The organism is Pantoea sp. JKS000250, from assembly GCF_003201065.1.
Lineage (GTDB): Bacteria > Pseudomonadota > Gammaproteobacteria > Enterobacterales > Enterobacteriaceae > Pantoea > Pantoea vagans.
The window spans coordinates 3,748,818-3,774,592 of record NZ_QICZ01000001.1 but is presented as its reverse complement, the minus strand read 5'-3'; the positions used below and the strand labels follow the sequence as shown (position 1 = coordinate 3,774,592).

General features: G+C 55.9%; 26 protein-coding genes. 2 read left to right on the top strand and 24 right to left on the bottom strand.

What is annotated here, in order from left to right:
• Positions 1-14: 14 nt before the first annotated feature.
• From holB to yceD, 12 genes are all read right to left on the bottom strand, one after another.
• The gene (gene holB / locus BY447_RS17900; RefSeq protein WP_033732261.1) at positions 15-1,004 is read right to left on the bottom strand and encodes a DNA polymerase III subunit delta'; all 990 of its coding nucleotides are present in this window, start codon (positions 1,002-1,004) and stop codon (positions 15-17) included.
• On the bottom strand, positions 1,004-1,636 hold the full coding sequence (gene tmk / locus BY447_RS17895; RefSeq protein ID WP_110331700.1) for a dTMP kinase: 633 nt from the start codon (positions 1,634-1,636) through the stop codon (positions 1,004-1,006). Before tmk ends, holB begins: the two co-directional genes overlap by 1 nt.
• Positions 1,626-2,645, bottom strand: coding sequence for an endolytic transglycosylase MltG (mltG, locus tag BY447_RS17890; RefSeq protein ID WP_110331699.1), 1,020 nt, complete (start codon positions 2,643-2,645; stop codon positions 1,626-1,628). The genes tmk and mltG overlap by 11 nt, the downstream gene beginning before the upstream one ends.
• Positions 2,642-3,457 carry an aminodeoxychorismate lyase gene (gene pabC, locus BY447_RS17885; RefSeq protein ID WP_110331698.1) on the bottom strand — a complete coding sequence of 272 codons (816 nt, stop codon included), beginning with the start codon at positions 3,455-3,457 and terminating at the stop codon, positions 2,642-2,644. The genes mltG and pabC overlap by 4 nt, the downstream gene beginning before the upstream one ends.
• Before the next feature lie 91 nt (positions 3,458-3,548).
• Positions 3,549-4,790, bottom strand: a complete 1,242-nt coding sequence (gene fabF, locus BY447_RS17880) for a beta-ketoacyl-ACP synthase II (protein WP_033782642.1) — start codon at positions 4,788-4,790, stop codon at positions 3,549-3,551.
• An 85-nt stretch (positions 4,791-4,875) separates the two neighbouring features.
• Positions 4,876-5,112: an acyl carrier protein gene (gene acpP / locus BY447_RS17875; protein ID WP_003849865.1), complete on the bottom strand. Its 237-nt coding sequence runs from the start codon at positions 5,110-5,112 to the stop codon at positions 4,876-4,878.
• A 154-nt stretch (positions 5,113-5,266) separates the two neighbouring features.
• The gene (gene fabG, locus BY447_RS17870; RefSeq protein ID WP_013357455.1) at positions 5,267-6,001 is read right to left on the bottom strand and encodes a 3-oxoacyl-ACP reductase FabG; all 735 of its coding nucleotides are present in this window, start codon (positions 5,999-6,001) and stop codon (positions 5,267-5,269) included.
• 10 nt (positions 6,002-6,011) lie between these two features.
• Positions 6,012-6,944, bottom strand: coding sequence for an ACP S-malonyltransferase (gene fabD / locus BY447_RS17865; RefSeq protein ID WP_013357454.1), 933 nt, complete (start codon positions 6,942-6,944; stop codon positions 6,012-6,014).
• 16 nt (positions 6,945-6,960) lie between these two features.
• A complete protein-coding gene (locus tag BY447_RS17860) occupies positions 6,961-7,914 on the bottom strand; it encodes a beta-ketoacyl-ACP synthase III (RefSeq protein WP_110331697.1) in 954 nt (317 codons plus the stop codon).
• Complete coding sequence (gene plsX / locus BY447_RS17855) at positions 7,915-8,955, bottom strand: phosphate acyltransferase PlsX (protein WP_013357452.1); 1,041 nt, start codon at positions 8,953-8,955, stop codon at positions 7,915-7,917.
• A 25-nt stretch (positions 8,956-8,980) separates the two neighbouring features.
• A complete protein-coding gene (rpmF, locus tag BY447_RS17850; protein ID WP_003849870.1) occupies positions 8,981-9,151 on the bottom strand; it encodes a 50S ribosomal protein L32 in 171 nt (56 codons plus the stop codon).
• Between the two features lie 14 nt (positions 9,152-9,165).
• Positions 9,166-9,687, bottom strand: a complete 522-nt coding sequence (gene yceD, locus BY447_RS17845; protein WP_008925931.1) for a 23S rRNA accumulation protein YceD — start codon at positions 9,685-9,687, stop codon at positions 9,166-9,168.
• Between the two features lie 140 nt (positions 9,688-9,827).
• On the opposite strand from yceD, the gene BY447_RS17840 reads away from it, so the two are divergent.
• A complete protein-coding gene (locus BY447_RS17840; protein WP_110331696.1) occupies positions 9,828-10,415 on the top strand; it encodes a Maf family protein in 588 nt (195 codons plus the stop codon).
• 13 nt (positions 10,416-10,428) lie between these two features.
• Here BY447_RS17840 and rluC read toward each other — a convergent pair whose 3' ends face one another.
• A complete protein-coding gene (gene rluC, locus BY447_RS17835; RefSeq protein ID WP_110331695.1) occupies positions 10,429-11,385 on the bottom strand; it encodes a 23S rRNA pseudouridine(955/2504/2580) synthase RluC in 957 nt (318 codons plus the stop codon).
• 573 nt (positions 11,386-11,958) lie between these two features.
• Here rluC and rne point away from each other — a divergent pair.
• Positions 11,959-15,387 carry a ribonuclease E gene (gene rne, locus BY447_RS17825; protein WP_110331694.1) on the top strand — a complete coding sequence of 1,143 codons (3,429 nt, stop codon included), beginning with the start codon at positions 11,959-11,961 and terminating at the stop codon, positions 15,385-15,387.
• A gap of 348 nt (positions 15,388-15,735) precedes the next feature.
• Here rne and flgL read toward each other — a convergent pair whose 3' ends face one another.
• From flgL to flgB, 11 genes are all read right to left on the bottom strand, one after another.
• Positions 15,736-16,701, bottom strand: coding sequence for a flagellar hook-associated protein FlgL (gene flgL, locus BY447_RS17820; protein ID WP_110331693.1), 966 nt, complete (start codon positions 16,699-16,701; stop codon positions 15,736-15,738).
• 14 nt (positions 16,702-16,715) lie between these two features.
• Positions 16,716-18,365 (bottom strand): flagellar hook-associated protein FlgK, encoded by a 1,650-nt coding sequence (gene flgK, locus BY447_RS17815; protein ID WP_110331692.1) that lies wholly within the window; start codon positions 18,363-18,365, stop codon positions 16,716-16,718.
• A gap of 123 nt (positions 18,366-18,488) precedes the next feature.
• Complete coding sequence (gene flgJ, locus BY447_RS17810; protein WP_013357446.1) at positions 18,489-19,451, bottom strand: flagellar assembly peptidoglycan hydrolase FlgJ; 963 nt, start codon at positions 19,449-19,451, stop codon at positions 18,489-18,491.
• Positions 19,451-20,560, bottom strand: coding sequence for a flagellar basal body P-ring protein FlgI (locus tag BY447_RS17805; RefSeq protein WP_095707388.1), 1,110 nt, complete (start codon positions 20,558-20,560; stop codon positions 19,451-19,453). The genes flgJ and BY447_RS17805 overlap by 1 nt, the downstream gene beginning before the upstream one ends.
• Positions 20,561-20,569: 9 nt before the next feature.
• Positions 20,570-21,280, bottom strand: a complete 711-nt coding sequence (locus tag BY447_RS17800) for a flagellar basal body L-ring protein FlgH (protein WP_033732242.1) — start codon at positions 21,278-21,280, stop codon at positions 20,570-20,572.
• Positions 21,281-21,340: 60 nt separating this feature from the next.
• Positions 21,341-22,123 (bottom strand): flagellar basal-body rod protein FlgG, encoded by a 783-nt coding sequence (gene flgG / locus BY447_RS17795; RefSeq protein ID WP_003849881.1) that lies wholly within the window; start codon positions 22,121-22,123, stop codon positions 21,341-21,343.
• A gap of 17 nt (positions 22,124-22,140) precedes the next feature.
• A complete protein-coding gene (locus tag BY447_RS17790) occupies positions 22,141-22,896 on the bottom strand; it encodes a flagellar basal body rod protein FlgF (protein WP_013357443.1) in 756 nt (251 codons plus the stop codon).
• A 20-nt stretch (positions 22,897-22,916) separates the two neighbouring features.
• A complete protein-coding gene (gene flgE, locus BY447_RS17785) occupies positions 22,917-24,173 on the bottom strand; it encodes a flagellar hook protein FlgE (RefSeq protein ID WP_110331691.1) in 1,257 nt (418 codons plus the stop codon).
• A 26-nt stretch (positions 24,174-24,199) separates the two neighbouring features.
• Positions 24,200-24,874 carry a flagellar hook assembly protein FlgD gene (gene flgD / locus BY447_RS17780; RefSeq protein ID WP_013357441.1) on the bottom strand — a complete coding sequence of 225 codons (675 nt, stop codon included), beginning with the start codon at positions 24,872-24,874 and terminating at the stop codon, positions 24,200-24,202.
• A gap of 12 nt (positions 24,875-24,886) precedes the next feature.
• Positions 24,887-25,291: a flagellar basal body rod protein FlgC gene (gene flgC, locus BY447_RS17775; protein WP_013357440.1), complete on the bottom strand. Its 405-nt coding sequence runs from the start codon at positions 25,289-25,291 to the stop codon at positions 24,887-24,889.
• A 2-nt stretch (positions 25,292-25,293) separates the two neighbouring features.
• Positions 25,294-25,707, bottom strand: coding sequence for a flagellar basal body rod protein FlgB (gene flgB, locus BY447_RS17770; protein WP_013357439.1), 414 nt, complete (start codon positions 25,705-25,707; stop codon positions 25,294-25,296).
• Positions 25,708-25,775 lie beyond the last annotated feature (68 nt).

The following is a 25,775-nucleotide window of genomic DNA, read 5'->3' as shown; positions in this document are numbered from 1 at the left end:
ACTCTCAGATAGGTTTAGCCGACCAGCGCAGGCTTCTGTTTGTCCGCCCAGCTCAGAAGCTGATCGGTCAGCAATAATTCGCGATTCACTGACGCCACATGCAGTAACTGCTCGCGACAGCGCATCCATGCCAGGGTACTGCTGTTGAGTGCGCTGGCTGAAAAGTATCCGGCCAGCAACTGCACCACATCCTGGCGGTCAATATTACTCAGCCACTGACCTGCATTTTGCTGCCATTTCATCGCATCCAGCAGTAAAGAGAGCAGCCAGCCAATACGCGCTGCCGCATCGTCAGCATTCAGCGCAGGCAGCAGTTGCAGGATGTCCTGCTGCAATGCCGCGGGCAGCGCATCGCAGAGCTTTTGCCGCGCCTGCCACGGCCCGTTTTCAAGCAGGCTCAGCGCCGCCCCCGGCGCGCCGGCGCTCAGGCGTAGCGCCGCCAGCAGCATCTGTTCATCGTGCGAGGACTGCTTCTTCAGCCAGAGCAGGCTTTGTCCTTCATCGGGCGGCGTCAGATGCAGCGTCATGCAGCGACTGCGCAGTGTGGCCAGCAGACGTGACGGATCGCGGCTGCTAAGGAAGAACCAGCTGTTGGCTGGCGGCTCTTCCAGCGTTTTCAGCAGGGCGTTAGCGGCCGCTTCCGAAAGCTGTGCAGCATCCGGCAGCCAGACCACTTTCGCGCCGCCCTGCTGGCCAAAGTGATACATTTTTTCTGTCACCTGCCGCACCGCATCGATGCCCAGGGTACTTTTGCCCTTCTCCGCCTCTAACCGATACCAGTCAGGGTGAGTATTAGCCTGCATCAGCTGGCAACCGTGGCACGCTCCACAACTTTTCAGTCCATCCGGCTGCTGGCACATCAGCCAGCGGCTCATCCCCCAGACCAGCGCGTCATCGCCCATGCCAGCCATCGCCTGGATCAACAGCGCATGATGCGCGCGATTCTCCTGATGCTGGCCAATCACCTGGCGATAAGGCTGATTCAGCCACGGATACCAGTTCATCACGCCTGCTCCGCCAGCCAGCTCGCCAGCGCCAGCTGAAGTGACGCTGTCACCTCGGTCAGCGACTGAGTGGCGTCGATGGTCAGGATAGTGGGATCTTCTGCAGCAAGGGCCAGATAGCGCGCTCGGGTATGTTCAAAGAAGCGCAGCGACTCCTGCTCAATACGATCCAGCTCACCACGCGCACGGGCGCGCTGCAGACCGATCTCAGGCGTGACATCAAGATAGAGCGTCAGATCGGGACGAAAATCGCCTAATACCGCATCGCGCAGCGTCTGCATCAGTCCGCTGTCAAGACCCCGCCCACCACCCTGATAAGCCTGCGAGGAGAGATCGTGACGATCGCCGATTACCCAGGCACCGCGAGCCAGCGCCGGTTTGATTACGGTCTCTACCAGCTGAACCCGCGCTGCATAGAGCATCAGCAGTTCGGCTTTATCCGTCACCTGCTCACCTTCAATACCCTGCTTAACCAAAACCCGAAGCTGTTCTGCCAGCGGCGTACCGCCAGGCTCGCGGGTAAAGACCAGATCACTGATACCACGGGCATGCAGCGTAGCGACAATGGCGTCGCGCGCGGTGGTTTTTCCGGCGCCTTCCAGGCCTTCAATGACGATAAACTTACTGTTCATTTTTTTCCTTCAGCGTCTGCCGGTAGACCTGCACCGCCTTGTTATGGCTGGCGAGATTGGTGGTAAACGTATGTCCGCCCTTGCCGTCTGCAACAAAGTAGAGATAGTTCGTTTTCTCGGGATGGGCCGCTGCCTGCATTGAGGCTTTGCCCGGCATCGCGATCGGTCCAGGCGGCAGGCCATTAATAATATAGGTATTGTACGCGCTGGCCGTCTCAAGATCTTTGCGGGTCAGTGTACCGTTGTAGCTGTCACCCATGCCATAGATCACCGTGGGATCGGTCTGCAAACGCATACCTGTGCGCAGGCGATTAATAAACACCGAGGCCACGCGCGCGCGCTCTTCGCTGACGCCGGTCTCTTTCTCGATGATCGAGGCCATGGTCACCAGATCTTGTGGCGTTTTGTAAGGCAGATTATCCGCCCGTCCCTGCCACACCTCATCGATGGTTTTCTTCATCCGATCATGCGCACGTTGCAGCAGCGCCATATCAGTCGTGTTGGCGGTGTAGAGATACGTGTCCGGAAAGAAGTTGCCCTCCAGTTGCTCTGGCTCCACGTTGAGTGCGCTGGCAAGGGTGGCGAGCTGATCATCTTTCAGAGTGTGGCGGATATAGGGCGCTTTACGCAGCTCGCTGAGCCACTCTTTCAGCCTCTGCCCCTCCACAAACCGCACAGGGAACTGCGCCTCTTTACCACTGGCCAGCAGCTGTAACAGCGCGCGCACGGTCATGGTTGGTTCAAGGCGATAGGTGCCCGCCTTAAAGGTCGCCAGCTCCGGCTCCAGACGCAGCAGCGCGCCAAACCAGATACTGCGCGGAATGATGTTTTTCTCTTCCAGCTGCGCCTGGAGTGCGACCCGGCCTGTACCGGCTGGCAATGTGTAGATAGTTTCCTGATTAATGGTCAACGGGGTGGCCGCAAACTGCTTAACCTGCCAGTAACTCAGCACAGCCGCGAGACCCACAATCGCCAGCAGGCTGACGAGAATTTTTTTGCTTCGAATCATGATGCATCCATTATCTTTTTACTGCTAGCGTGCAACTGATTAAACAGCGAGCGCTCAGTAAACTGTACGGCTTCTATCTGTCGGACCGGCAGAACCGGCATCAGCGCGTTACATATCACCACTTCATCAGCATCCAGCAGCTGTGCCGGTTCGCTTTTTATCACCTGACAAGCGTGACCTGCTGCTGCAAGTTGCGCCATCAGATTTCGCCGCATAATGCCGTCCACGCCTGCCGCGGATACATCGGGCGTAAAAATTTGTCCGCCCTGCCGCCAGAATAAATTGGCCGCACAGCATTCCACCACCCAACCTTCAGTGTCAAGCACCAGCGCCTCGTCAGCGTCTGTCTGGTCAAGATGAGCCCGAATCATCACCTGCTCCAGACGGTTAAGGTGCTTGATACCGGCAAACTGCGGGTTTCGCGCCAGACGAACCGGACTCAGCCGGAGTGAAGCACCATGCTGCTGTAACCCGGCGTAGTGTTGCGGCCAGGGCGCAAATGAGACGATGCGCGTGGGTTCACCACAGCCCAGGCGGCTATAACCCCGTCCGCCGCTGCCCGCGCTGATGATGACTTTCAGCACTGCCTGCGCCTGCGCCTGTGCGGCCTGTCTCATCTCAGCCTCCAGTTGATCCCAGTCGACGCCGCCGATCCATAACCGCTCGCAGCCTGCTTTAAGGCGCAGCAGATGGCTCTCCAGCAGCAGGATTTTACCCTGAAGGACGGCGGCGGTGGTAAAGCAGCCATCGCCGAACTGCATGCCGCGGTCGCTGGCAGCCAGCGTCGATTGTTTGACTCCGTTAATCCACATCGTTCTCTCCTGAGCGTGAGACGTGATTTCAGCGCATTTTGCAGGATAAAAAAAGGCCCGCATCGCGGGCCTTTTTAGCAATCTGCAACGATTACACTTTACGGAAGATCAACGAACCGTTGGTTCCGCCGAAACCGAAGGAGTTACACAGCGTGTACTCCAGTCCAGGAACCTGACGCGCGGTGTGAGGCACGAAGTCGAGATCGCAGCCTTCATCCGGATTGTCAAGGTTAATGGTCGGTGGAACGGCCTGGTCGCGCAGTGCCAGAATCGAGTAAATCGATTCAACAGCGCCTGCGGCACCCAGTAAGTGTCCGGTCATTGATTTGGTTGAGCTGACCATGACGCTGCTGGCTGCTGCCCCAAAGACCGATTTCACCGCCTGCGCTTCAGCTTTATCACCGGCTGGCGTGGAGGTGCCGTGTGCGTTGACATAGCCGATCTGCTCTGGCGTAAGCTGAGCATCACGCAGCGCATTGATCATTGCCGCCGCGGCACCCGAACCATCTTCTGGTGGTGACGTCATGTGGTAGGCATCGCTGCTCATACCGAAACCTACGATTTCTGCGTAGATTTTCGCACCACGTTTCTTCGCATGTTCGTACTCTTCGAGCACCACAATGCCAGCGCCGTCACCCAGCACAAAACCATCACGATCTTTATCCCACGGGCGGCTGGCCGCTTGCGGGTTGTCGTTACGGGTTGAGAGGGCGCGTGCTGCACCAAAACCACCGACGCCTAATGGCGTGCTGGCTTTCTCTGTGCCACCCGCCAGCATCACGTCAGCATCGTTATAGGCGATGATACGTGCGGCATGACCGATGTTATGCACACCAGAGGTACAGGCTGTCGCGATAGAGATGCTTGGACCTTTCAGGCCATACATGATGCTGAGATGACCCGCCACCATGTTAACGATGGTTGAAGGCACAAAGAATGGGCTGATTTTACGCGGGCCGCCGTTGACCAGTGAGGTATGATTCTCTTCAATCAGACCTAAGCCACCGATGCCGGAGCCAATTGCTGCGCCCATACGGCTTGCATTTTCATCGGTAATAACCAGACCGCTGTCCTGCATGGCCTGCATACCGGCCACAATGCCGTACTGGATGAAGGCATCCATCTTGCGCTGATCTTTGCGCGAGATGTAGTCATCACAATTAAAATCTCTTACCAGACCTGCAAAACGGGTTGCATAAGCACTGGTATCAAAATGGTCGATCAGGGTAATGCCGCTCTGACCGGCAAGGAGAGCACTCCAGGTAGACTCTACGGTATTGCCGACAGGAGACAACATGCCAAGACCAGTCACAACTACACGACGCTTAGACACGTTCGTCCTCCAGGGAGGGGAAATAGGGAACTATGTGGGACAAACAAAAAAATCAGGCGGTCGAGCGACCGCCTGAAGATATTCATTAGCCTTTATGGCTATTGATGTAGTCGATCGCTGCCTGAACGGTAGTGATTTTCTCAGCTTCTTCGTCTGGAATCTCAGTATCAAACTCTTCTTCCAGAGCCATCACCAGCTCAACGGTATCAAGAGAATCGGCACCCAGGTCTTCTACGAAAGATGCAGAGTTGGTGACTTCTTCCTCTTTCACACCCAGCTGCTCACTGATGATTTTCTTAACGCGTTGTTCGATATCGCTCATACTATTTAATTTCCTATCAAAACTCGCTTACGCGATGGTTTTCGTAGTGTATAAAATGGTGAAAAAGATGCAACAAAATCCCGGCTGGTCGAACCACGATTTTGCGTTATTTTGCGGTTTTAACCGCAAATAAAGCAAATGATTTCGTGATTTATCAGACCATGTACATTCCGCCATTGACGTGCAGCGTTTCACCTGTGATGTAGGCTGCTTCGTCAGAGGCTAAAAATGCCACAGCATTGGCGATTTCCTGTGCGTCGCCTAAGCGACCCGCAGGGACTTCCGCCAAAATACCGGAACGTTGATCTTCGTTCAGTGCCCGCGTCATATCAGTCTCAATAAAGCCTGGAGCCACGACGTTGACGGTAATGCCACGTGACGCGATTTCGCGCGCCAGTGATTTGCTAAAGCCAATCAAACCCGCTTTTGCTGCTGCGTAGTTTGCCTGGCCCGCGTTACCCATGGTGCCAACAACGGAACCAATGGTGATGATACGGCCCACGCGCTTTTTCATCATGGCACGCAGGACCGCCTTAGAAAGGCGGAATACCGATGTGAGGTTAGTATCCAGGATATCCTGCCACTCATCGTCCTTCATGCGCATGAGAAGATTATCACGCGTAATGCCTGCATTATTGACTAAAATATCTACTTCGCCAAATTCAGCGCGAATATTCTCTAAAACGCTGTTAATTGAATCAGCGTCAGTCACGTTCAGTAACAGGCCTTTACCCTTGTCGCCAAGGTAAGCACTGATGGCGTCGGCGCCACTCTGGCTGGTTGCAGTTCCTACCACTTTGGCACCACGTGCCGCCAGGGTTTCTGCAATCGCACGACCAATGCCGCGACTCGCGCCGGTAACCAGCGCAACTTTACCTTCAAAGCTCATGATTTTCCTCTTATTCCTTACCGAGTGCAGCCGCCAGGGATGCCGTATCGTTAACGGCAGCCGCTGTCAGGGTATCGACAATACGTTTGGTCAGACCGGTCAGGACTTTACCTGGACCCATCTCCAGCAGCTGTGTCACGCCCTGTGCCGCCATCGCTTCCACACTCTCGGTCCAGCGAACCGGGCTGTAGAGCTGACGAACCAGCGCATGACGGATGGCCGCAGCGTCAGTTTCCGCTTTCACATCGACGTTATTGATCACCGGCACCGCTGGTGCATTAAACGTAATGCTCTCCAGCGCAACCGCCAGTTTATCGGCAGCAGGCTTCATCAGTGCACAGTGAGAAGGCACGCTGACCGGCAGTGGCAGGGCTCGCTTAGCGCCCGCAGCTTTACAGGCAGCGCCTGCACGCTCAACGGCTTCTTTGTTACCCGCAATAACCACCTGGCCTGGCGAGTTGAAGTTAACCGGTGAGACAACCTGGCCCTGCGCGCTCTCTTCACAGGCTTTGCGAATAGCCGCGTCATCCAGGCCAATAATCGCCTGCATTGCGCCGGTGCCTTCTGGCACCGCTTCCTGCATCAGTTTGCCACGCAGTTCAACCAGCTTCACGGCATCCGCAAAGTTAAGCACACCCGCACAAACCAGCGCCGAATATTCGCCCAGGCTGTGACCCGCCATCAGGACAGGCTGTTCACCGCCCTGCTGCTGCCAGACACGGTAGATGGCCACAGAGGCAGCTAACAGCGCAGGCTGAGTCTGCCAGGTTTTGTTCAGCTCTTCAGCCGGCCCCTGACTCACTAACTGCCACAGGTCATAACCCAGCGCGTCAGAGGCTTCACGGAAGGTCTCTTCTACCAGCGGATACGTCGCCGCTAATTCAGTCAGCATGCCCACGGTCTGTGAACCCTGACCTGGAAAAACAAATGCAAATTGCGTCATCTTCTGTTCCTGTCAATCAAAAGCGAACCAGCGCAGAACCCCAGGTGAATCCACCACCAAAGGCTTCCAGCAGAATAAGGTGTCCGGGTTTGATGCGGCCATCACGAACCGCTTCATCCAGTGCGCTTGGCACCGATGCAGCAGAGGTATTGCCATGGCGATCCAGTGTGACGACCACTTTGTCCATGGTCATACCGAGTTTTTTCGCGGTAGCGCTGATAATGCGCAGGTTTGCCTGATGCGGAACCAGCCAGTCCAGCATTTCACGATCGAGATTATTAGCCTGCAGCGTTTCATCAACGATGTGGGCCAGTTCGGTGACGGCGACCTTGAAGACTTCGTTACCTGCCATGGAGACATAGGCGGGCTGATCCTGATGGGCACGATCCTGATAAGGCAGCGTCAGAAGCTGCGCATAGCGACCATCAGCATGAAGATGGGTAGAGATAATCCCCTGCTCTTCACTCTGGCCCAGCACGACCGCACCCGCGCCATCACCAAACAGGATGATGGTGCCGCGATCTTCCGGATCCAGCGCGCGCGCCAGGACATCAGCGCCGATAACCAGAGCATGCTTAACTGCGCCATTTTTGATGTATTGATCGGCTACGCTCAGTGCATAGGTGAAACCCGCACAGGCGGCAGCAAGGTCAAATGCCGCGCAATCTTTAATCTCCAGCATTTGCTGGATCATGCAGGCGGAGCTGGGGAAAGCATGGCTGGACGAGGTTGTGGCGACAATAATCAGCCCAACATCGTTCGCCTCAATGCCTGCCATTTCAAGCGCGCGTTGCGCCGCGCTGAATCCCATGGTGGCGACGGTTTCGTCAGGCGCAGCAATGCGACGCTCACGGATGCCGGTACGGGTAACAATCCACTCGTCCGACGTCTCCACCATTTTTTCCAGATCGGCATTGGTGCGAACCTGGTTGGGCAGATAACTGCCCGTACCGATAATTTTGGTATACATCTAGGCTTTGTCACTCCTGGCTAATACAGCATCAAGGCGCGCAGCAATTCGCTCGGGAATTTGCTGCCTCACCGCCTGCTCTGCCTGTTCTATCGCCACGGCGAAGGCGTGTTGATTTGCTGCGCCGTGACTCTTGATCACTGTTCCGCGCAATCCTAACAGACAAGCGCCATTGTACTGGTCAGGGTTGAGTTGCCCGAAGCGTTTTGCCAGACGTTTCTGGATTAAGCGCCCCAGCAACTGAAGCCACCATGACCGTTTTTTACCTTCCCCTGATGACTTCAGCAGAGAAAGAAACATTCTTACCACGCCTTCCATCGTCTTCAGCGTGACGTTTCCGACAAAACCGTCACAGACCATCACATCCGTTTTGCCGGTGAGCAGCTCGTTACCTTCGAGGTAACCAATATAGTTGATTTGCGGTGATTCTCGCAGCACTACTGCGGCATCGCGGATGGTTTCCAGCCCTTTGGTCTCTTCATGACCAATGTTGAGCAACGCGACACGGGGCCGTGGAATACCAAGCACATGCTCAGCCATCACCGACCCCATCACAGCAAACTGCACCAGCATCGCACTGTCTGAGCCCACATTCGCACCCAGATCCAGCACCACGGTTTTACCCTGTTGCTGATGCGGTAAAACGGACATCAGCGCCGGACGCTTAATTCCATCCAGCGGTTTTAATAAGAGTGTCGACAGCCCCATCAGCGCACCGGTATTGCCGGCGCTGATGCAGGCCTCTGCACGTCCCTCTTTCACCATCTCCAGTGCCACGCGCATTGAACTGCCGCGACTGTTCCGGATGGCCTGAGCGGGCCGCGCATCACTTGCAATAACCGATTCGGCAGGGATCACCTGCAAACGCCCCGTCAGGGAGGAATCCGCTTTAGCAAGCAATGGCGTGAGAGTGTCGGGATGTCCGACCAGAAGAAGGAATAGTTCCGAATGAGAGGCCAGTGCCTGCAATGCTGCAGGCACTGTCACGCAGGGACCGAAGTCCCCGCCCATGGCATCAATCGCCAGGGTCAAACGTGTCAAGGTATCGCCTTGCTAAGCAAGAAACTTACTTAACGATAACCTTGCGACCGCGGTAGTAACCGTCCGCAGTGATGTGGTGACGCAGATGAGTTTCGCCAGAAACTTTATCTACTGACAGAGCAGCAGTGGTCAGCGCATCGTGTGAACGACGCATACCACGCTTAGAACGGGTGGGTTTATTCTGTTGTACGGCCATGGACCTTACTCCTATTACTTACGCTTTAAACTGGCTAATACGGCAAATGGATTTGGTTTCTCCGCCTCTGCAGGCAGTTTGCCAAAGACCATGTCCGCCTCGGACACTTCACAGTGTTCAGAATCGTGCACCGGAACGACCGGCAGCGCGAGAATCAGTTCATCCTCGACAACCGCCAGCAGATCGATTTCACCAAACTCGTTGACATCGACCGGCTCGTACGCTTCCGGTAATGCTTCGGCCTGCTCTTCAGAAGAGACAGGGCTGAAGCAATAACTCACTTTTACGTGATGGGGAAAGGTCTGGTTGCAGCGCTGACAACGTAACGTCACCTGTACTTCAGCAGTACCCGTCAGTACCGCCAGACGTTGGTTATCAACCGCAAACGACATGGCACAATCCACATCACTGTCCACACTAACGACCGACTCGGCCACACGCTCCACCTGAACAGATGTGTAGACACCTTGATAATCAAGGCGCTTCTGAGCGGTGCGGACAGGGTCCAGCGTTAGGGGTAATTTTACCTTTTGCATAGGGCGCGCATATTAACTTTGTAATGTCATAGAGTCAAAGAAAAAGGCCGTTAAACAGCATCTTTCAACCACTATTCGCATCCAGTGCGGCGCACAGTTTAAAATGACTGTCACCAATTCGCTATCACTATTGAAAAAAAATGACGCCATCGATTCTTTTAGCTTCAACCTCGCCCTTCCGGCAGGCATTACTGCGTAAGCTGGGCCTGCCTTTTATTACCGCTGCGCCTGATGTAGATGAGTCACCGCAGCCCGGTGAAAATGCCGAAGCACTGGTGATTCGTCTTGCCGTGGCGAAAGCGCAGGCGCTGGCTGGAACCTATCCCCGCCACTGGATAATCGGCTCAGATCAGGTCTGCGTGCTGGATGGCGCGATCGCCGGTAAACCACACACGGCTGAGAATGCGCGGGCGCAACTGCGTGCCGCCAGCGGTCAGGCGATTACCTTTTACACCGGACTGGCGCTGTTTCATCCGGCCAGTGGCAGGCTGCTGCAGTATTGCGAACCCTTCGTGGTGCATTTCCGCACCTTGACCGACGCTGAAATCGCCGGATATGTAGACAAGGAGCAGCCGCTGCAGTGTGCAGGAAGTTTTAAAAGTGAAGGTCTGGGAATTTGTCTGTTTGACCGGCTGGAAGGGCGCGATCCTAATACGCTGGTCGGGCTGCCGCTGATTGCGCTCAACGGGATGTTGCAGCAGGCCGGCATCAATCCTTTAACGGAGTGATGCCGGGGAACCGTTATGCTTTCAGCTGACGCAGCTTATTCAGGCACTGCTTCAGGCCCTCATCCAGTGGTGCTTCGACACGCATGACTTCGCCAGTGGCGGGATGGGTAAAGGTCAGTGCCGCTGCGTGCAGGAACAGGCGTTTCAGATCGGTTGATGCCAGCTGACTGTCAAAGTCACGTTCGCCATAGCGATCGTCGAAGGCGATGGGATGACCAGCATGCAGCGTATGTACACGAATCTGGTGGGTGCGTCCGGTGACCGGACTGGCTTTCACCAGTGTGGCAAACTCAAACCGCTCTTCCACTTTAAAGCGGGTTTCAGAGGCTTTACCTTCGCTGCTGACGCGCACGACACGCTCACCACTCTGGAGAATATTTTTCAGCAGAGGAGCCTGAACGACCTTCAGATGCGACGGCCAGTTGCCGCGTACCAGGGCCAGATAATCTTTCTGCATCCCCTTTTCACGCAGTTGCTCGTGCAGGGAACGCAGCGCCGAGCGTTTTTTTGCGACCAGCAGAATGCCGGAGGTATCACGATCCAGGCGATGCACCAGTTCCAGGAAGCGCGCTTCCGGGCGCAGCGCACGCAGCCCTTCAATCACCCCGAAACTGAGCCCGCTGCCGCCATGCACGGCCGTGCCAGACGGCTTGTTCATCACCAGCAGCGACTCATCCTCAAAGAGGATAGCGTCCGCCAGCGAAGCGACCTTCGCCAGCTTAGGTGATACGGCGTCTTCATCGCGCTCCGCGACCCGGACCGGCGGAATGCGAACCTCATCCCCTTCCTCCAGCTTATACTCTGGCTTGACGCGCTTTTTATTCACCCGCACCTCGCCCTTGCGTACGATGCGATAAATCATGCTCTTTGGCACACCCTTGAGCTGGGTGCGCAAAAAGTTATCAATACGTTGTCCGGCATTTTCAGCCGTGATGGCGACAAAATGTACGCCGGGATTCTCTGTTTTCATGGCGGCGATTCTAAATAGTGTCCCCTGATAGCGCCACCCCTTTTTCTGTGCTTAACTCTGGGGTTGATGTGATGGCAGGTCGCTTCTCTGCTGGCTTTTTCAGCAAACCGCTGCTTTGTCCGACACATTAGCAAGTTAAATGTAAAGAAACTTCACAAGCTGGCTAAAGTCGCCTTGCTATATGAAGGTTAGCAATGGAATAATGCCTGAGTTTCTTAACTGAAGCATTTCAGAGCAGAAACCGAGCGAAATTGTCATTTTGCCGGATTGAGCAGACACGCAGCAATGGCGTAAGACGTAATGCGAAATCAGGCACTTAGCGGGCTGCGGGTTGCGGCCTGGACAACAGTATGGGATGCACGGGTTTTTATTATTCTCTCAGGCATTTCCACTATCTGGTGCTGTTTTCCCTTATGAAAAACAGGCCACCGACGTTATTTGCGCCCCTCGCGCGGTCGACAGCCGTGAGGCTGACGACATTGCACTAAGTCACGGGGCCATCGGTTGATACTCGTCCAGGGTAACTATGCCCGCAGCTGTAATCACTCATGAAAGAATAACGAGTAAGTCACGATGAAAAGAATGTTAATAAACGCAACTCAGCAGGAGGAGTTGCGCGTTGCCCTGGTTGACGGTCAGCGTCTGTACGATCTGGATATCGAAAGTCCTGGACACGAACAGAAAAAAGCCAACATCTACAAAGGTAAAATCACTCGAATTGAACCCAGCCTTGAAGCTGCGTTTGTCGATTATGGCGCAGAGCGTCACGGTTTCCTCCCGTTAAAAGAAATTTCCCGCGAATATTTCCCCTCCAGCTACAACGCACATGGCCGTCCGAATATTAAAGACGTGCTGCGTGAAGGCCAGGAAGTCATTGTTCAGATCGACAAAGAAGAACGCGGCAATAAAGGCGCTGCGCTGACAACCTTTATCTCTCTGGCGGGCAGCTACCTGGTACTGATGCCGAATAACCCACGTGCAGGCGGTATCTCTCGCCGCATTGAAGGTGACGATCGTACCGAACTGAAAGAAGCCCTGTCAGCGCTGGATCTGCCGGAAGGCATGGGCCTGATTGTGCGCACTGCCGGCGTTGGTAAATCTGCCGAGTCGCTGCAGTGGGACTTAAGCTTCCGTCTCAAACACTGGGAAGCGATTAAAAAAGCCGCTGAAAACCGCCCTGCTCCGTTCCTGATCCATCAGGAGAGCAACGTGATTGTGCGTGCCTTCCGCGACTATCTGCGTCAGGACATCGGTGAAATCCTTATCGATAACCCGAAAGTGCTGGAACTCGCGCGTCAGCATATCGCGGCGCTGGGTCGTCCGGATTTTAGCAGCAAAATTAAGCTCTACACCGGTGAAATCCCGCTGTTCAGCCACTATCAGATCGAATCGCAAATCGAATCCGCCTTCCAGCGTGAAGTCCGCCTGCCTTCCGGTGGTTCGATTGTGATCGACAGTACCGAAGCGCTGACCGCTATCGATATCAACTCAGCTCGCGCCACGCGTGGCGGTGACATCGAAGAGACGGCCTTCAACACTAACCTTGAAGCGGCCGATGAGATTGCCCGTCAACTGCGCCTGCGTGACCTGGGCGGCCTGATTGTTATCGATTACATCGATATGACGCCGGTACGCCATCAGCGCGCCGTTGAGAACCGTCTGCGTGAAGCTGTCCGTCAGGACCGCGCCCGTATTCAGATCAGCCACATTTCACGTTTCGGCCTGCTGGAGATGTCCCGTCAGCGTCTGAGCCCGTCATTAGGTGAATCCAGTCATCACGTCTGCCCACGCTGTAGCGGCACCGGCACCATCCGTGATAACGAGTCACTGGCGCTGTCCATTCTGCGTCTGATTGAAGAAGAAGCGCTGAAAGACAACACCAAAGAAGTTCACGCCATTGTTCCGGTTCAGGTTGCTTCTTACCTGCTGAATGAAAAACGTGAAGCGGTTAACGCGATCGAAAAACGCCAGGGTGGCGTTCGGGCAATCATCGTTCCTGATGACAAGATGCAGACCCCGCACTACTCCGTGCTGCGCGTACGTAAAGGCGAAGAGACGCAGACCCTGAGTTATCATCTGCCGAAGTTGCATGAAGCCGAAATGGCGATGCCATCGGAAGAGGAACATGCTGAGCGCCGTCGTCCTGAGCAGCCTGCTCTGGCCGCCTTTGTGATGCCTGATGCGCCTCCTGCGCCGGTAGAAGTTGAGCCTGAAGTGAAGCGCACTGAAGCTCAGCCAGCAGCAAAATCAGCCCCGGCTGTTGCTGCACCAGCGACCGTCAGCACCGGTTTCTTCGGGCGTCTGCTTGGCGGCCTGAAAAAAATGTTCGCTGGCGAAGATGCGCCTGCTGCTGCACCAGTGGCCACTGAGGTTGCTGAAACGCAGAAAGCGACTGAAGAGCAGGAAAGCAACAGCGGCCGTGGCGAGCGCCGCAGCAACAATAACAACCGTCGTAACAACAATCGCCGTGAACGTACGCCGCGTAACGGTGACAATGCACAGTCCCGTGAAGGCCGTGAACCACGCGAAAGTCGCGAGCCGCGTGAAAGCCGTGAACCGCGCGAAAGTCGTGAGCCACGTGAAAGCCGCGAGCCGCGCGATGGCAACGACAACCGTCGCAACAAGCGTCAGTCTCAGACGGGTGAAGTGCGCGAAGAGCGTCCGGCACTGAGCGAAGAAGCGCGTCAGCAGCGTGATGAGCAGCAGCAACAGCGTCGTGAACAGCGTGCTGAACGTCAGCGTCGTCGTCAGGAAGAGAAACGTGCCGGTGAAGAAGCGGCCAAAGCCGCTGAGCAGCCAGCCGTCGTTGCTGAAGCCCTGGACGTCACTGAGGCGCAGGATGATGAACGCGTTCAGGTTATGCCGCGTCGTAAGCCGCGTCAGCTTAACCAGAAGGTGCGTGTGGATGATAACCGTCCGCCTATGCCAGCCGAAGCCAGCGACATTGCCCAGCCTGCTGAAGTGCGTCCGTCACAGCCAGCTGACGTTGCTCAGACACAGCCTGAGTTCCAGGCTTCGCAGAGTGACGAGCAGGATGACAACGACAGCCGTGATAACGCCAATATGCCGCGTCGTTCACGTCGTTCGCCACGTCATCTGCGCGTCAGCGGACAGCGTCGTCGTCGTTACCGTGATGAGCGTTACCCGACGCAGTCAGCTATGCCTCTGGCCGCTGCCGCTGCTTCACCTGAAATGGCATCCGGCAAAGTCTGGATTCGCTATCCGGTGAGCCAGGCTAGCGAAGAGCAGGTTCATAATGTAACGCATGAGACGCCAGCTTATAACAGCGAAGAGACCGCAGACGCGACCCCTGCGCTGCCGGTTGCTGCCGCCGTTGAATCGGTTGCTCAGGACGCGCCAGTGCAACGGGCCGAGCCGCAGGCAGAAACGCCGGTGGCGATCGTCAACACTGACGATACCCGTGCTATCGACGCCCCGGTTGATGAGCAGCCTTCTGTTGTTCCGGCTGCTGATGAAGCTAAAGCGGAAGCTGTAGCGGCTGAAGCCGTGCCTGCTGAGCCCGTCGCTGAAACGCCCGTATCACAGCCTGCTGAGCCGGTCACCGAAACAGCGGTGGTAACGTCAGCTGCTGAGGTTTCACAGCCTGCCGACGTTGCTGAGCAGTCAGCTACTGATGTCAGCGAAGCGATCGCAGCAGAAGTGGAAGAAGTGCTGAACGCGCCGGTTGCTGCTAACGCTGAAATCGCGCCAGTCAGTGAACCTCATGCGCCGGTTGCCGCGCGTGATGTCGCGCCTGCAGCACCGGTAACGGCAGCTGAACCTGCTACATCAGCGCCGGCTGCTGAAGCGGTGCCGAATGACGGTACTCGCTGGAAGCACTATGCCTCTGCGCCGATGACTAAAGCGCCTGCGCCGGTCTGGCAGTCAGAACCCGCTCCGCACAGTGACTGGGTCCGTGCGCCGTATGAGTTCGACGGTCGCGGTTCTGCGGGTGGTCATAGCGCCACCCATCAGGCCACTGCCCCGGCGACAAAGCCCTAACCCATAAGTTGTTGTGAACTGAACCCCGGCCTGAAAGCCGGGGTTTTTTTATGGCATCAATTCAGTCCGCAGGCAGACAAAGAATTAATACCGCCCCGTTTACGTCGTCAGCCATCAGGAAAGACGGCGTCAGTTACCCTGGCGTAACTAAGTGCGGGATAACATCAGGCATGCATGGCTGCGGGATAGTGTGAAATGAATAAGCAGGAAAGCCATGCATGCAGGCTTTATGACAAATCGCCCTGCCGTCGGCTGAATCACAGGCAAAAAAATCCCACCCTCCTTTAGCAGGAGGATGGGAAAAAGTAAGCGCATCCGGTTAAAGTACGCTCAAAATTTCAGGTCAGATTACGAATTCATCTGGAACAGCGACATCTTGGACATATCAGTGAAAGTCTTATAAGAGGCCTGAAGTGCTGTCTGCTGCATGGTATAGCTGGAAGCCGCTTCCGTTAAATCCACGTTAACCAGATCACTCATCTGCGAGTCGTAAATCACCCCACGATCGTCGCCCTGGGCATTCAGCGTATCAATCTCAGACAGCTGGGTACCAATCTCAGAACGTACCGTTAAGACATTATTCAGCGCGTTGCCCAGGCCGCGGTTGGTTTTATCCATTGCATCCTGGAAGGTCTGTTTGGTTGCGGCATCAGCAGCATCCTGTGGCACTTTCAGCGCAGCAATGGCGCTGTCCAGCATCTTAAACAGATTGGTTTCGCTGGCACTGCCGTCCGGCTCTTTGGTGGCATTACCGGTAATAGACATAAATACGTTATCACCGGTGTGAGCCACGGTCATACTACGGCTGGTGTCGACCTTCTGAGTGATAGCCTCAGTGCCGCCGGCATAACTGACGCCGGTGCCCGCCGTATCCACAAACGGTGCACTGTCGGTTTTATAACCAGCAAAAATGTAACGGCCATTGGCATCCTGGCTGTTGGCCTGGTTCAGCAACTGGGCACGAATCCCCTCCAGCTGCGTGGCAATAGAAGCCCGATCGTCGTCGCTCAGCGTACCGGTTGAACCGTTAACGATTAGCGTCTGTGCATCCTGGATACCACTGGTTACGCCTTTCAGCGCATTCTCTTCCAGTGACAACCCCTGCTCAGCAAAGGTACGTGCCAGCGCATACTGTTTGCCCTGCTGCTGGGTTTGTGACAGCACCACAGCGCGTGACGCGGCAATCGGATCGTCTGAAGGGTTGGTGACACGGCGGCCGCTGGAAAGCTGCTCGCCCACTTTCAGCCAGGAGGCTTGCGAGTCAGTAATGCCGCGCACCTGCTGTTCAAAAATCATGTTTGTACTGATTCGCATGTTATCTCCTGCCCTTAGCGAATATTGATCAATGCATTAAACACGGTGCTGGCAGTCTGAAGCACCTGCGCATTGGCCATGTAATATTGCTGATACTTGGTCAGATTGGCGTACTCTTCATCAAGGTTTACACCAGAGACCGACTGCTGGCGTTCGGTCAGCTGAGTGACCACACTTTTCTGAGTCGTACTGGTCGTTTCCAGTGAGCTGGTTTTGTTACCCACGGTGCTGACGATAGCGGCATAGGCCTGTGACAGTGTGGCGTTGCCGCCCACCAGCTTCTGATCCTGCAGATTCAGCAGTTTCTGCGCATTGCGGTTGTCGCTCTCACCGCCAACGGCGCTCGCAGCAGCCACCTGAGATTCACTGGTGATCGCCACGGACATGTCGTTAATCACATTCTGAACCGGTTTCACCAGGAAGCTGTCTTTGGCGGCGGGTGCTGGCGTAGCGGCAACGGTCAGTTCCAGGCCATCAAAGCTCAGTGTGGTATTGCCACTGGCATCAGTACCCTGTGTGATGGTCACAGCCGTGCTGTCAGAGGCTCGCGTGGCGGTCCAGTTACTGCCGTCAAAGCTGACGTTGTAGTTAGTGGATTTCAGCGCGCTGGTGTCAGTCCATTCTGCGGTCACGGAAGCGGCGGTGCTGTTTTTACTGTTACTCACCACAGTTGGGCTGCCGATATTAAAGAAATCGACGCCCTGGTCGCCATTGCTGTCAAAGCCCTGCTTATGGACATCGTTAAAGCTGGTGGTAAACGCCGCTGCTAACTGACCCAGCTGATTCTGTGCCAGATCCAGATCCTGAGTACGGAACGCCAGCAGACCGCCGAGCGAGCCGGTGGTGATTAGCTTTTCCGGGATCTCGACGTTGCCCGCCTGCTTATCGACATAGCCGATGGTGGTGCGCGTCGGATCGCTGCTGGAGGCCATCGCGACCAGTTCATGCGATTTATCGCCGTTCACCAGCGTCAGGCCATTTGCCATTGAAACGGTGTAACTGCCATCCTGCTGAGACACCGTCACGCCAACGACTTTATTCAGGTCATTGACCAGTTGATCACGCTTGTCGAGCAAATCGTTAGGTGTGGCACCGCCGGCAGTACTCAGTTTACCAATCTGTTTATTAAGATCGGCAATCTGGCTGGTGATCGTGTTGACCTGTTTAACACTGGAACTGACATCAGCATTGACGCTGTTCTGCATATTGTTCAGGTATTGCGCTGAGGTCTGGAACTGGTTCACCAGACCCTGCGCATTGCTGAGCATCGACTGACGCGCTGACGGATCGTTGGCGTTGCTGACGACGTTCTGCAGGTTGGTAAAGAAGCCCTGCAGCGAGGTCGACAGGCTGGTCGTCGCGGTCGACAGCAGATCGTCAATATTAGAAATCTGCGTATGCTGAGTATCGACCGCACTGTAGCTCGCGCTGGCACCCCGCAGCTGTGTGGCAATGAATGAATCATATTCACGTTGTACACCGGTGATGTTCACGCCGTTACCATAATAGCTGTTGCCCTGCAGGGTACTGTTCGCCTGCGCCAGTACCGTGGTCTGACGTGAATAGCCCGCCACGGTGTAGTTAGAAATGTTGTTACTGGTAGTGCTCAGAGCGGCCTGCGCGGCACTCAATCCGCTCATCGCGGAGTTAATTATGCTGGACATCTCGGTTCCTTACGTTCCCCGTCAACCGGGCTGGCAGACATCAAAGTGGGCGCCAGCAGGCGAAAACGCTTCTGGCTATAGGGATGTTATCGGCTTGCTTAAGTGAAACTTGAGGCGTAATGATCAGAACAGGTCGCCCATATCCTGGCTGTACGCTTTGACGACTTTGTCGCCCATACTTTTGAATTGCTGAATCATTCCCACCAGCTTTTGCGCATATTTCGGATCGGTAGCGTAGCCTGCCGCCTGTAACGCCTGCGCACCCTGCTCTGCCGATGTGGCGTTGGTTACCGCCGCATAGCGTGGGTTATTGGACAGGAGTTTGACGTAGTCCGTCAGCGCCTCGAAATAGGAGTTATACACCCTGAAGCTGGCACGCACTTTCTTCGCTGCACCCTGCTCATATTCGGTGGTCATGATATCGGTAGTCTCACCTTTCCAGTCGCCGCTGGCTTTAATGCCAAACACGTTATAGCTCGGCTTGCCGTCGCGGGTCAGGATCTGACGCTGGCCCCAGCCCGACTCCAGCGCAGCCTGCGCCAGAATCAGGTGATGAGGAATGCCACTCTGCTGACTGGCAGCCTGTGCCGGTTGCGTCAGCTGGGCGATAAACTCGCGGCTGTCGCTGGGCAGACCGGTCGGTGATGCGACCGGCGGCAGACGCGGCATCGCCTTACGCACCATCTGCTCCAGCTGCTGGGCGGGCAGTGGTGTGGCCCCGCTGGTGCTGAGAATAAAGCTGTTATCCAGCTTCATCGGCACCGTACCCGCTTTTTCATCCGGCGCGGTGGCGGGCTGCATCTGTTTGACGATGGTTTCCGCCAGGCCGAGGCCACGCTTGCCCATCTCTTGTGCAATCTGCTGGTCATACATAGAGGTAAAGAGTTTGGTCTGCTCGTTGCCCATAATGCCGTCCTGCGGCAACGCATCGCGCATACTCTTCAGCATCATCTGTACAAACATCCCTTCGACCTGACGTGCAACCTGCAACGCATGTCCTTTCGGATCGTTGCTTGCCTGGCGTTTAAGATCATTCAGGGAGCGGCTGTCGAAAGCCGGACTCGTGACAGATTGCATATCAGCCATCAGATAATTTCCAGTTTGGCACGCAGACAGCCGGCACTCTGCATCGACTGCAGAATCGACATCAGTTCGATAGGTGATGCACCCAGCGCATTCAGCGCACGCACTACGTTGTTCAGGTTAGCGCTGGCATTGACGCGCTGCAGCGCACCGCCGGTCTGGCGCAGATCAATCTGGGTCTGCGTCGTCGCCACGGTCTGACCACCGGCCAGCGGTGTATCAGGCTGACTGACGTTCTGCTGCTGGTTAACCGTCACTGACAGGTTGCCCTGTGCTACCGCACACTGATTCAGCGTGACTTCGCGGTTCATGACTACCGAGCCGGTACGGGAGTTGATGATCACTTTGGCATCTTCAACCGGAATCGAGACATCAATGTTCTGGATCTCAGCCAGCAGACGCACCTGCGCACCATTATTGGGTGACACGCGGATCTGCACGGTACGGGCATCCAGCGGCTGCGCTGCGCCATAACCGCCACGGGCGTTGATCGCATCAGCAATACGCTGCGCCATTGAGAAGTCTTCGTTATTAAGCTGCAGGTTAATGGTGTTCTGCGAACCAAAGTTGCTCTGCAGTTCACGTTCAACCGTTGCACCGCCAGTGATACGGCCACCGTTCAGCTGGTTGACCTGAACGCTGCTGCCGCCCGCAGAGGCACCCGCACCACCGACCAGGATGTTGCCCTGCGCCAGCGCATAGACCTGGTTATCAACCCCTTTCATCGGCGTCATTAACAGCGTGCCGCCGCGCAGGCTTTTTGCATTACCCAGCGATGAGACCACCACATCCAGGTTCTGTCCCTGACGGGCAAACGACGGCAGCTTAGCGGTCACCATAACGGCTGCCACGTTTTTCAGCTGCATGTTGGTGCCCGCAGGCACGGTGATGCCAAGCTGTGACAACATGTTGCTCACTGTCTGGGTAGTAAATGGCGTCTGCGTGGTCTGGTCACCGGTGCCATCCAGGCCCACGACCAGGCCGTAGCCCAGCAGCTGGTTATCACGTACGCCCTGTATCGTGGTTAAATCGCGAATCAAATCGGCTTTGGCCAGCAGGCTGACGCCCAGCAGCAGCGCCAGCCCGGCGCGTAACAGCGTTAACTTTTTCATTGAAACCTCTTACATCGGCGAGATGTTCAGGAAGAAACGCTGGAACCAGCCCATGGTCTGCGCCTCATTGATGTAACCATTTCCGACGTACTCAATACGTGCATCGGCGACAGCGGTAGATAACACGGCGTTACTGGCGCTGATGGTGCGTGGGTTGACCACGCCCGAGAAGCGAATGAACTCCGTGCCCTGATTAATGGCGATCTGTTTTTCACCGACCACGTGCAGGTTGCCGTTTGACAACACCTGATCCACGGTGACGGTAATGGTGCCGGTAAAGGTGTTATTGGCAGATGCGCCGCCTTTACCTGCGAAGTCGTTTTTGCCTTCGGCGCTGAGATTGGCTTTTTCGCCACCTGCACCCACCAGGCCTGCCAGACCCGTCGGCACGCCGCTCACACCAAAGCTGTTGCTGCCGTCGCGGCTGGCACTGGCTGAGGAGCTTTTGCTGGCGCTGACGTTTTCCTGCAGCGTGATGGTCAGGGTATCGCCGATGTTGCGTGGACGGCGATCTTCAAACAGCGGCTGATAGCCGTAGTTAAGTGGCGCGACGCCCTGGAATATAGAGCCGTTTACCACCGGTGGCGCGGACGGCATCGGCTGCGCCGTGGTTGCCCCTTCGACCAGCGGAGTACGCGGGACCAGGGCACATCCGTTAAGAGTTAGCAGCAACGAGGCGACTAACCAATGTCCAGGCTTGAGAATCTGTTGCTTCGCCACGGTGTCACGACCTTATTAATGTCTGTATCTCAGGCCAGCACGGGCTGGCCCTGTTCGGGATTAAAGCTGAGTTAATTTCGCCAGCATCTGATCAGAGGTGCTGATCGCTTTGCTGTTGATTTCGTAAGCACGCTGCGTCTGAATCATGGTGACCAGCTCTTCCGCTACGTTAACGTTCGAGGTTTCGGTATAGCCCTGATAGAGCAGACCCGCGCCGTTCTGGCCTGGGGTACTGTCCGTCGGTGCGCCCGATGCCTGGGTTTCCTTGTAGAGGTTTTCACCCACGCTATCGAGACCGGCGTCGTTCATAAAGGTGCTCAGCGTTAACTGACCGACCTGCGCTGCCTGAGCCTGCCCCTGCTGCGTCACGCTGACCACACCGTCACGCGACACCGTAATGCTGGTGGCGTTGGCCGGAATGGTAATGCCTGGCTGCACTGGGAAACCGGAGTTAGTCACCAGTTGGCCGTTCTGATCAACCTGAAACGCGCCATCACGGGTATACGCAGAGGTGCCGTCCGGCATCTGAATCTGAAAATAACCCTGACCGTTAATAGCGATATCTTTTGAGTTACTGGTCTGCGACAGGTTGCCTTGGGTGTGCAGACGCTCAGTGGTCACCGGACGCACACCAGTACCGATTTGCAGGCCCGATGGCAGCGTTGTCTGTTCTGATGACTGCGTGCCCGGCTGGCGCATAGTCTGGTACATCAGATCTTCGAACACGGCACGTGAACGTTTAAAGCCGTTGGTGCTGACGTTTGCCAGGTTGTTGGCAATGACGTCCATGTTCATCTGCTGCGCATCAAGACCGGTCTTAGCGATCCATAAAGAACGAATCATGTTGTTATCCTCGCGCCTTAGCTCATGTTCAGGAGCTGATTGGCTTTTTGTTCATTTTCGTCGACGTTGGTGATGACTTTCATCTGCATCTCAAAACGTCGGGCGTTGGCGATCATATCGACCATGGTTTCCACTGGTTTAACGTTGCTGCCTTCCAGCACGCCAGGCATTACCTGCATGGTGGCGTCAGCCTGCAGTGCAGCACCGCGAGTCGCCTGCGTCGATGCAGTCGGACGGAACATGCCGTCATCACTGCGCTGCAGCTCCTGTCCGGTTGCCCTGACCAGCTTCAGCTTGCCCAGCTGAACCGTGGCGTTCGGCGAATCACCGGCGTTCAGCCCGGTGATGGAGCCGTCTGCCGCAATGGTGATTTCCGTACCCTGCGGGATCACAATCGGACCGCCATCGCCCATCACAGGATTGCCCTGAACCGTCAGCGTACCGGTCGGACTGATTTGCATATTGCCGTTGCGGGTATAGGCTTCGCTGCCGTCAGCGGTACGCACCGCCAGCCAGCCATCCTGCTGCACCGCCACATCGAGCGGACGCTCGGTGTAATCCATCGCGCCCTGACTCATGTCGGCGCCGGGTGTTGAGGCGGCGACCAGCGTACGGGTCGGCAGCGACCAGCCACTCACCGGCACCGCGCGCAGCGCATTCAGCTGTGCACGAAAACCGGGTGTTGAGGCGTTGGCGAGGTTGCTGGCGGTAACCGCCTGCTGATCCAGCGTCTGGCTGGCCGCGCCCATCGCGGTATATATCGCGTGATCCATATGGCAATCCTGTTAGCGAATTAACGTAAGTTAACCAGCGTGTTGAGAATCTGGTCCTGAGTTTTGATGGTCTGCGCATTCGCCTGATAGTTACGCTGTGCGACGATCATGTTCACCAGCTCTTTACTCATATCGACGTTGGACGATTCCAGTGCGCCTGCCGTCAGTGAGCCGAAGGTGCCGGTGTTAGCCAGACCAATGGCTGCCTGACCGGATGCACTCGAAGCCTGCCAGACGTTGTCGCCTTTCGATTCCAGACCTTCCGGGTTTGAGAAGCTCGACAGGACAATCTGACCCAGCAGTTGGGTTTTCTGGTTTGAGTAGCTACCGGTAATGGTGCCGTCATCATTGATCGCGTAGCTGGTCAGATCGCCTGGTGCATAGCCATCCTGCGTCGGGCTGCCAAAGGTGGTAGTGCCGGTGTTCTGCTGCAGGCTGCCCAGCATGCTCAGGTTGATCGGCTGATTGGCGACCGCGCCATTGGCGCCGCCCACGTTCAGCGTCAGGCCGACGGTGCCATCCGTGGTGGTGCTCACAACGGCACCGGTGGCATCCAGCTTAGAGACGCTGGTCAGCTTACCGCTGGTGTCAAACGCCATTCTGAAGTCACCCGCTGAGGTGCCGGTGTTACCATCAATGGTGTGGACGGTCCAGCTGTTGCTCGTGGTGTCTTTCACGAAATACATGTCGAGCGCGTGGTCATTACCCTGCGAATCGAACACGGTGGCGGTGGTTTTCTTGTTGTAGCTGTCTGCGTTCGCCGTCGAGAAGGTGGTCACCGTTGGCGTGGTATCCGTTGAGTTCAGGTTGGCAACCAGTCCAGCAGTGGTGGTCGCGCGGGCTGACATCTGCGTGGTAGGAATAGTCAGCGCCACCGGGTTCGCACCCGCCTGGATGGTGGCCGGTGAACCGCTTGCCGGATAGCCGGTCACGTTCAGACCCTGGGTGTTCACCAGGTTACGGTTGGCATCCAGCGTTAACTGGCCGTTACGTGAATAGAAGACGCCGCCGCTGCTGTCGGTCATACGGAAGAAACCGTTGCCGCTCAGCGCAACGTCCAGGCCACGGCTGGTGGTGGTGGTCGCGCCATCGTTAAAGTTCTGGATCACCGCAGCGACTTTGGTACCGAGACCGACGTTAGAACCGGCAAACATATCGGCAAACGCGATGGTGCTGGATTTAAAGCCCGCTGTCGCGGAGTTAGCAATGTTGTTACCGATGACATCAAGGTTACTTGAAGCAGCACCAAGGCCGCTGACCGCTTGGGAAAATGACATGTGTTTGTTTCCTGTCTACAGGTTAATCAGAGAATCTGACGTACGTCGTCAAGGGTGGCGGAGCCCATGGTGCCGAGATCCAGTTTTGTGGTGTTGTTCGCAGTACTCACCCCATTGACGTAGGCGTAGTTAAGCGGTTGTGCCACCAGTTGTGTGTTGCCATTGCTTGCGGCAATCGCAACGCTGTATTTACCATCCGGTGCGACAGAGCCATCAGTCAGCTTGCCATCCCACGAGAAGGTGTGGACGCCAGCACTCAGCGCGCCCAGATCGACGGTGTCGATCACCGTGCCATTGGCATCTTTAATGGTGGCGGATGCGCCGGTAGAGGCGGAAGCCAGCTCCACGCCAAATGGTGTTGTGGTGCCGTTGCCTACCAGAATCTGTCCGCCATTAACCATCACGCCATGCCCAATCAGCGTGGAGCTCTGCAGCGACTGGCTGGTGCTGATCTGTCCGGAGATCGATCCCAGTGTGGTATTCAGTTTTTCAATGCCGCTCAGGGTATTGATCTGTGCCAGCTGCGTGGTGAGCTGGCTGTTATCCATTGGATTGGTTGGATCCTGGTTTTTTAACTGCGTCACCAGCATGGTCAGGAACTGATTCTGCAGATCCTGCGCGTTGTTGCCGGTGCCACTGGTGCTGGATGAGCTAAGGACCGTGGGGTCCAGCTTTTCATTAACGCCTACCGCGATAGCCATAATTTTTCTCCGTTATTGCCCGATCGTCAGGGTTTTCATCATCATCGACTTCACGGTGTTGAGCACCTCGACGTTGGCCTGGTAGCTGCGTGACGCCGACATGGTGTTGACGCTTTCAGAAACCACATCCACGTTCGGCATCTTCACGTAGCCTTTGGCATCGGCCATCGGGTTGCCCGGGTCATAGACCAGCTTCGCAGGGGTAGGATCGTCCACGACGCGTGCCACTTTCACACCGCCGGTCGCTGAACCCGGTGCCGCATCAGTCTGGAAGACCACCTGCTTTGCCACGTAAGGCTTGCCATCGGGGCCGGTGACGCTGTCGGCGTTTGCCAGGTTACTGGCACTGACGTTTAATCGCTGTGATTGCGCGGTCATCGCTGAGCCGGCAATGTCAAAAATATTCAGCAAGGCCATAATTATTGCCCTTGTAACACGCTCATCATGCCTTTGATTTGGCTACTGATGAGGGTGAGGTCGGTTTGATATTTCAGGCTGTTATCCGCGAACTGTGTACGCTCACGGTCCATATCTACGGTGTTGCCGTCGGCAGCCGGCTGGTCAGGAATGCGATAAAGCATATCCATTGATGGCGCCCCGTTTGTCTGTGCTTCAATGTGGCGAGCTGACGTGACTTTTAACGCCATGCTGCTGCCTTCCGCACGACCATTGGACATCACCCGACTCAGCTCGCTGGCAAAGTCGATATCCCGGGCCTGATAACCAGGGGTATCGGCGTTGGCAATATTTGACGCCAGGATCTCCTGACGTTGAGCACGCAGGTTGAGGGCCTCCGTTCCAAATTTCAGCGCCGCATCCAGTTTGTCGAGCATGTTTCCTCCGCGTATGAGAATTTCGAGCTCGCAGCTTAATTTGAAAAAGCAAGCCGTCATCGTCTGAA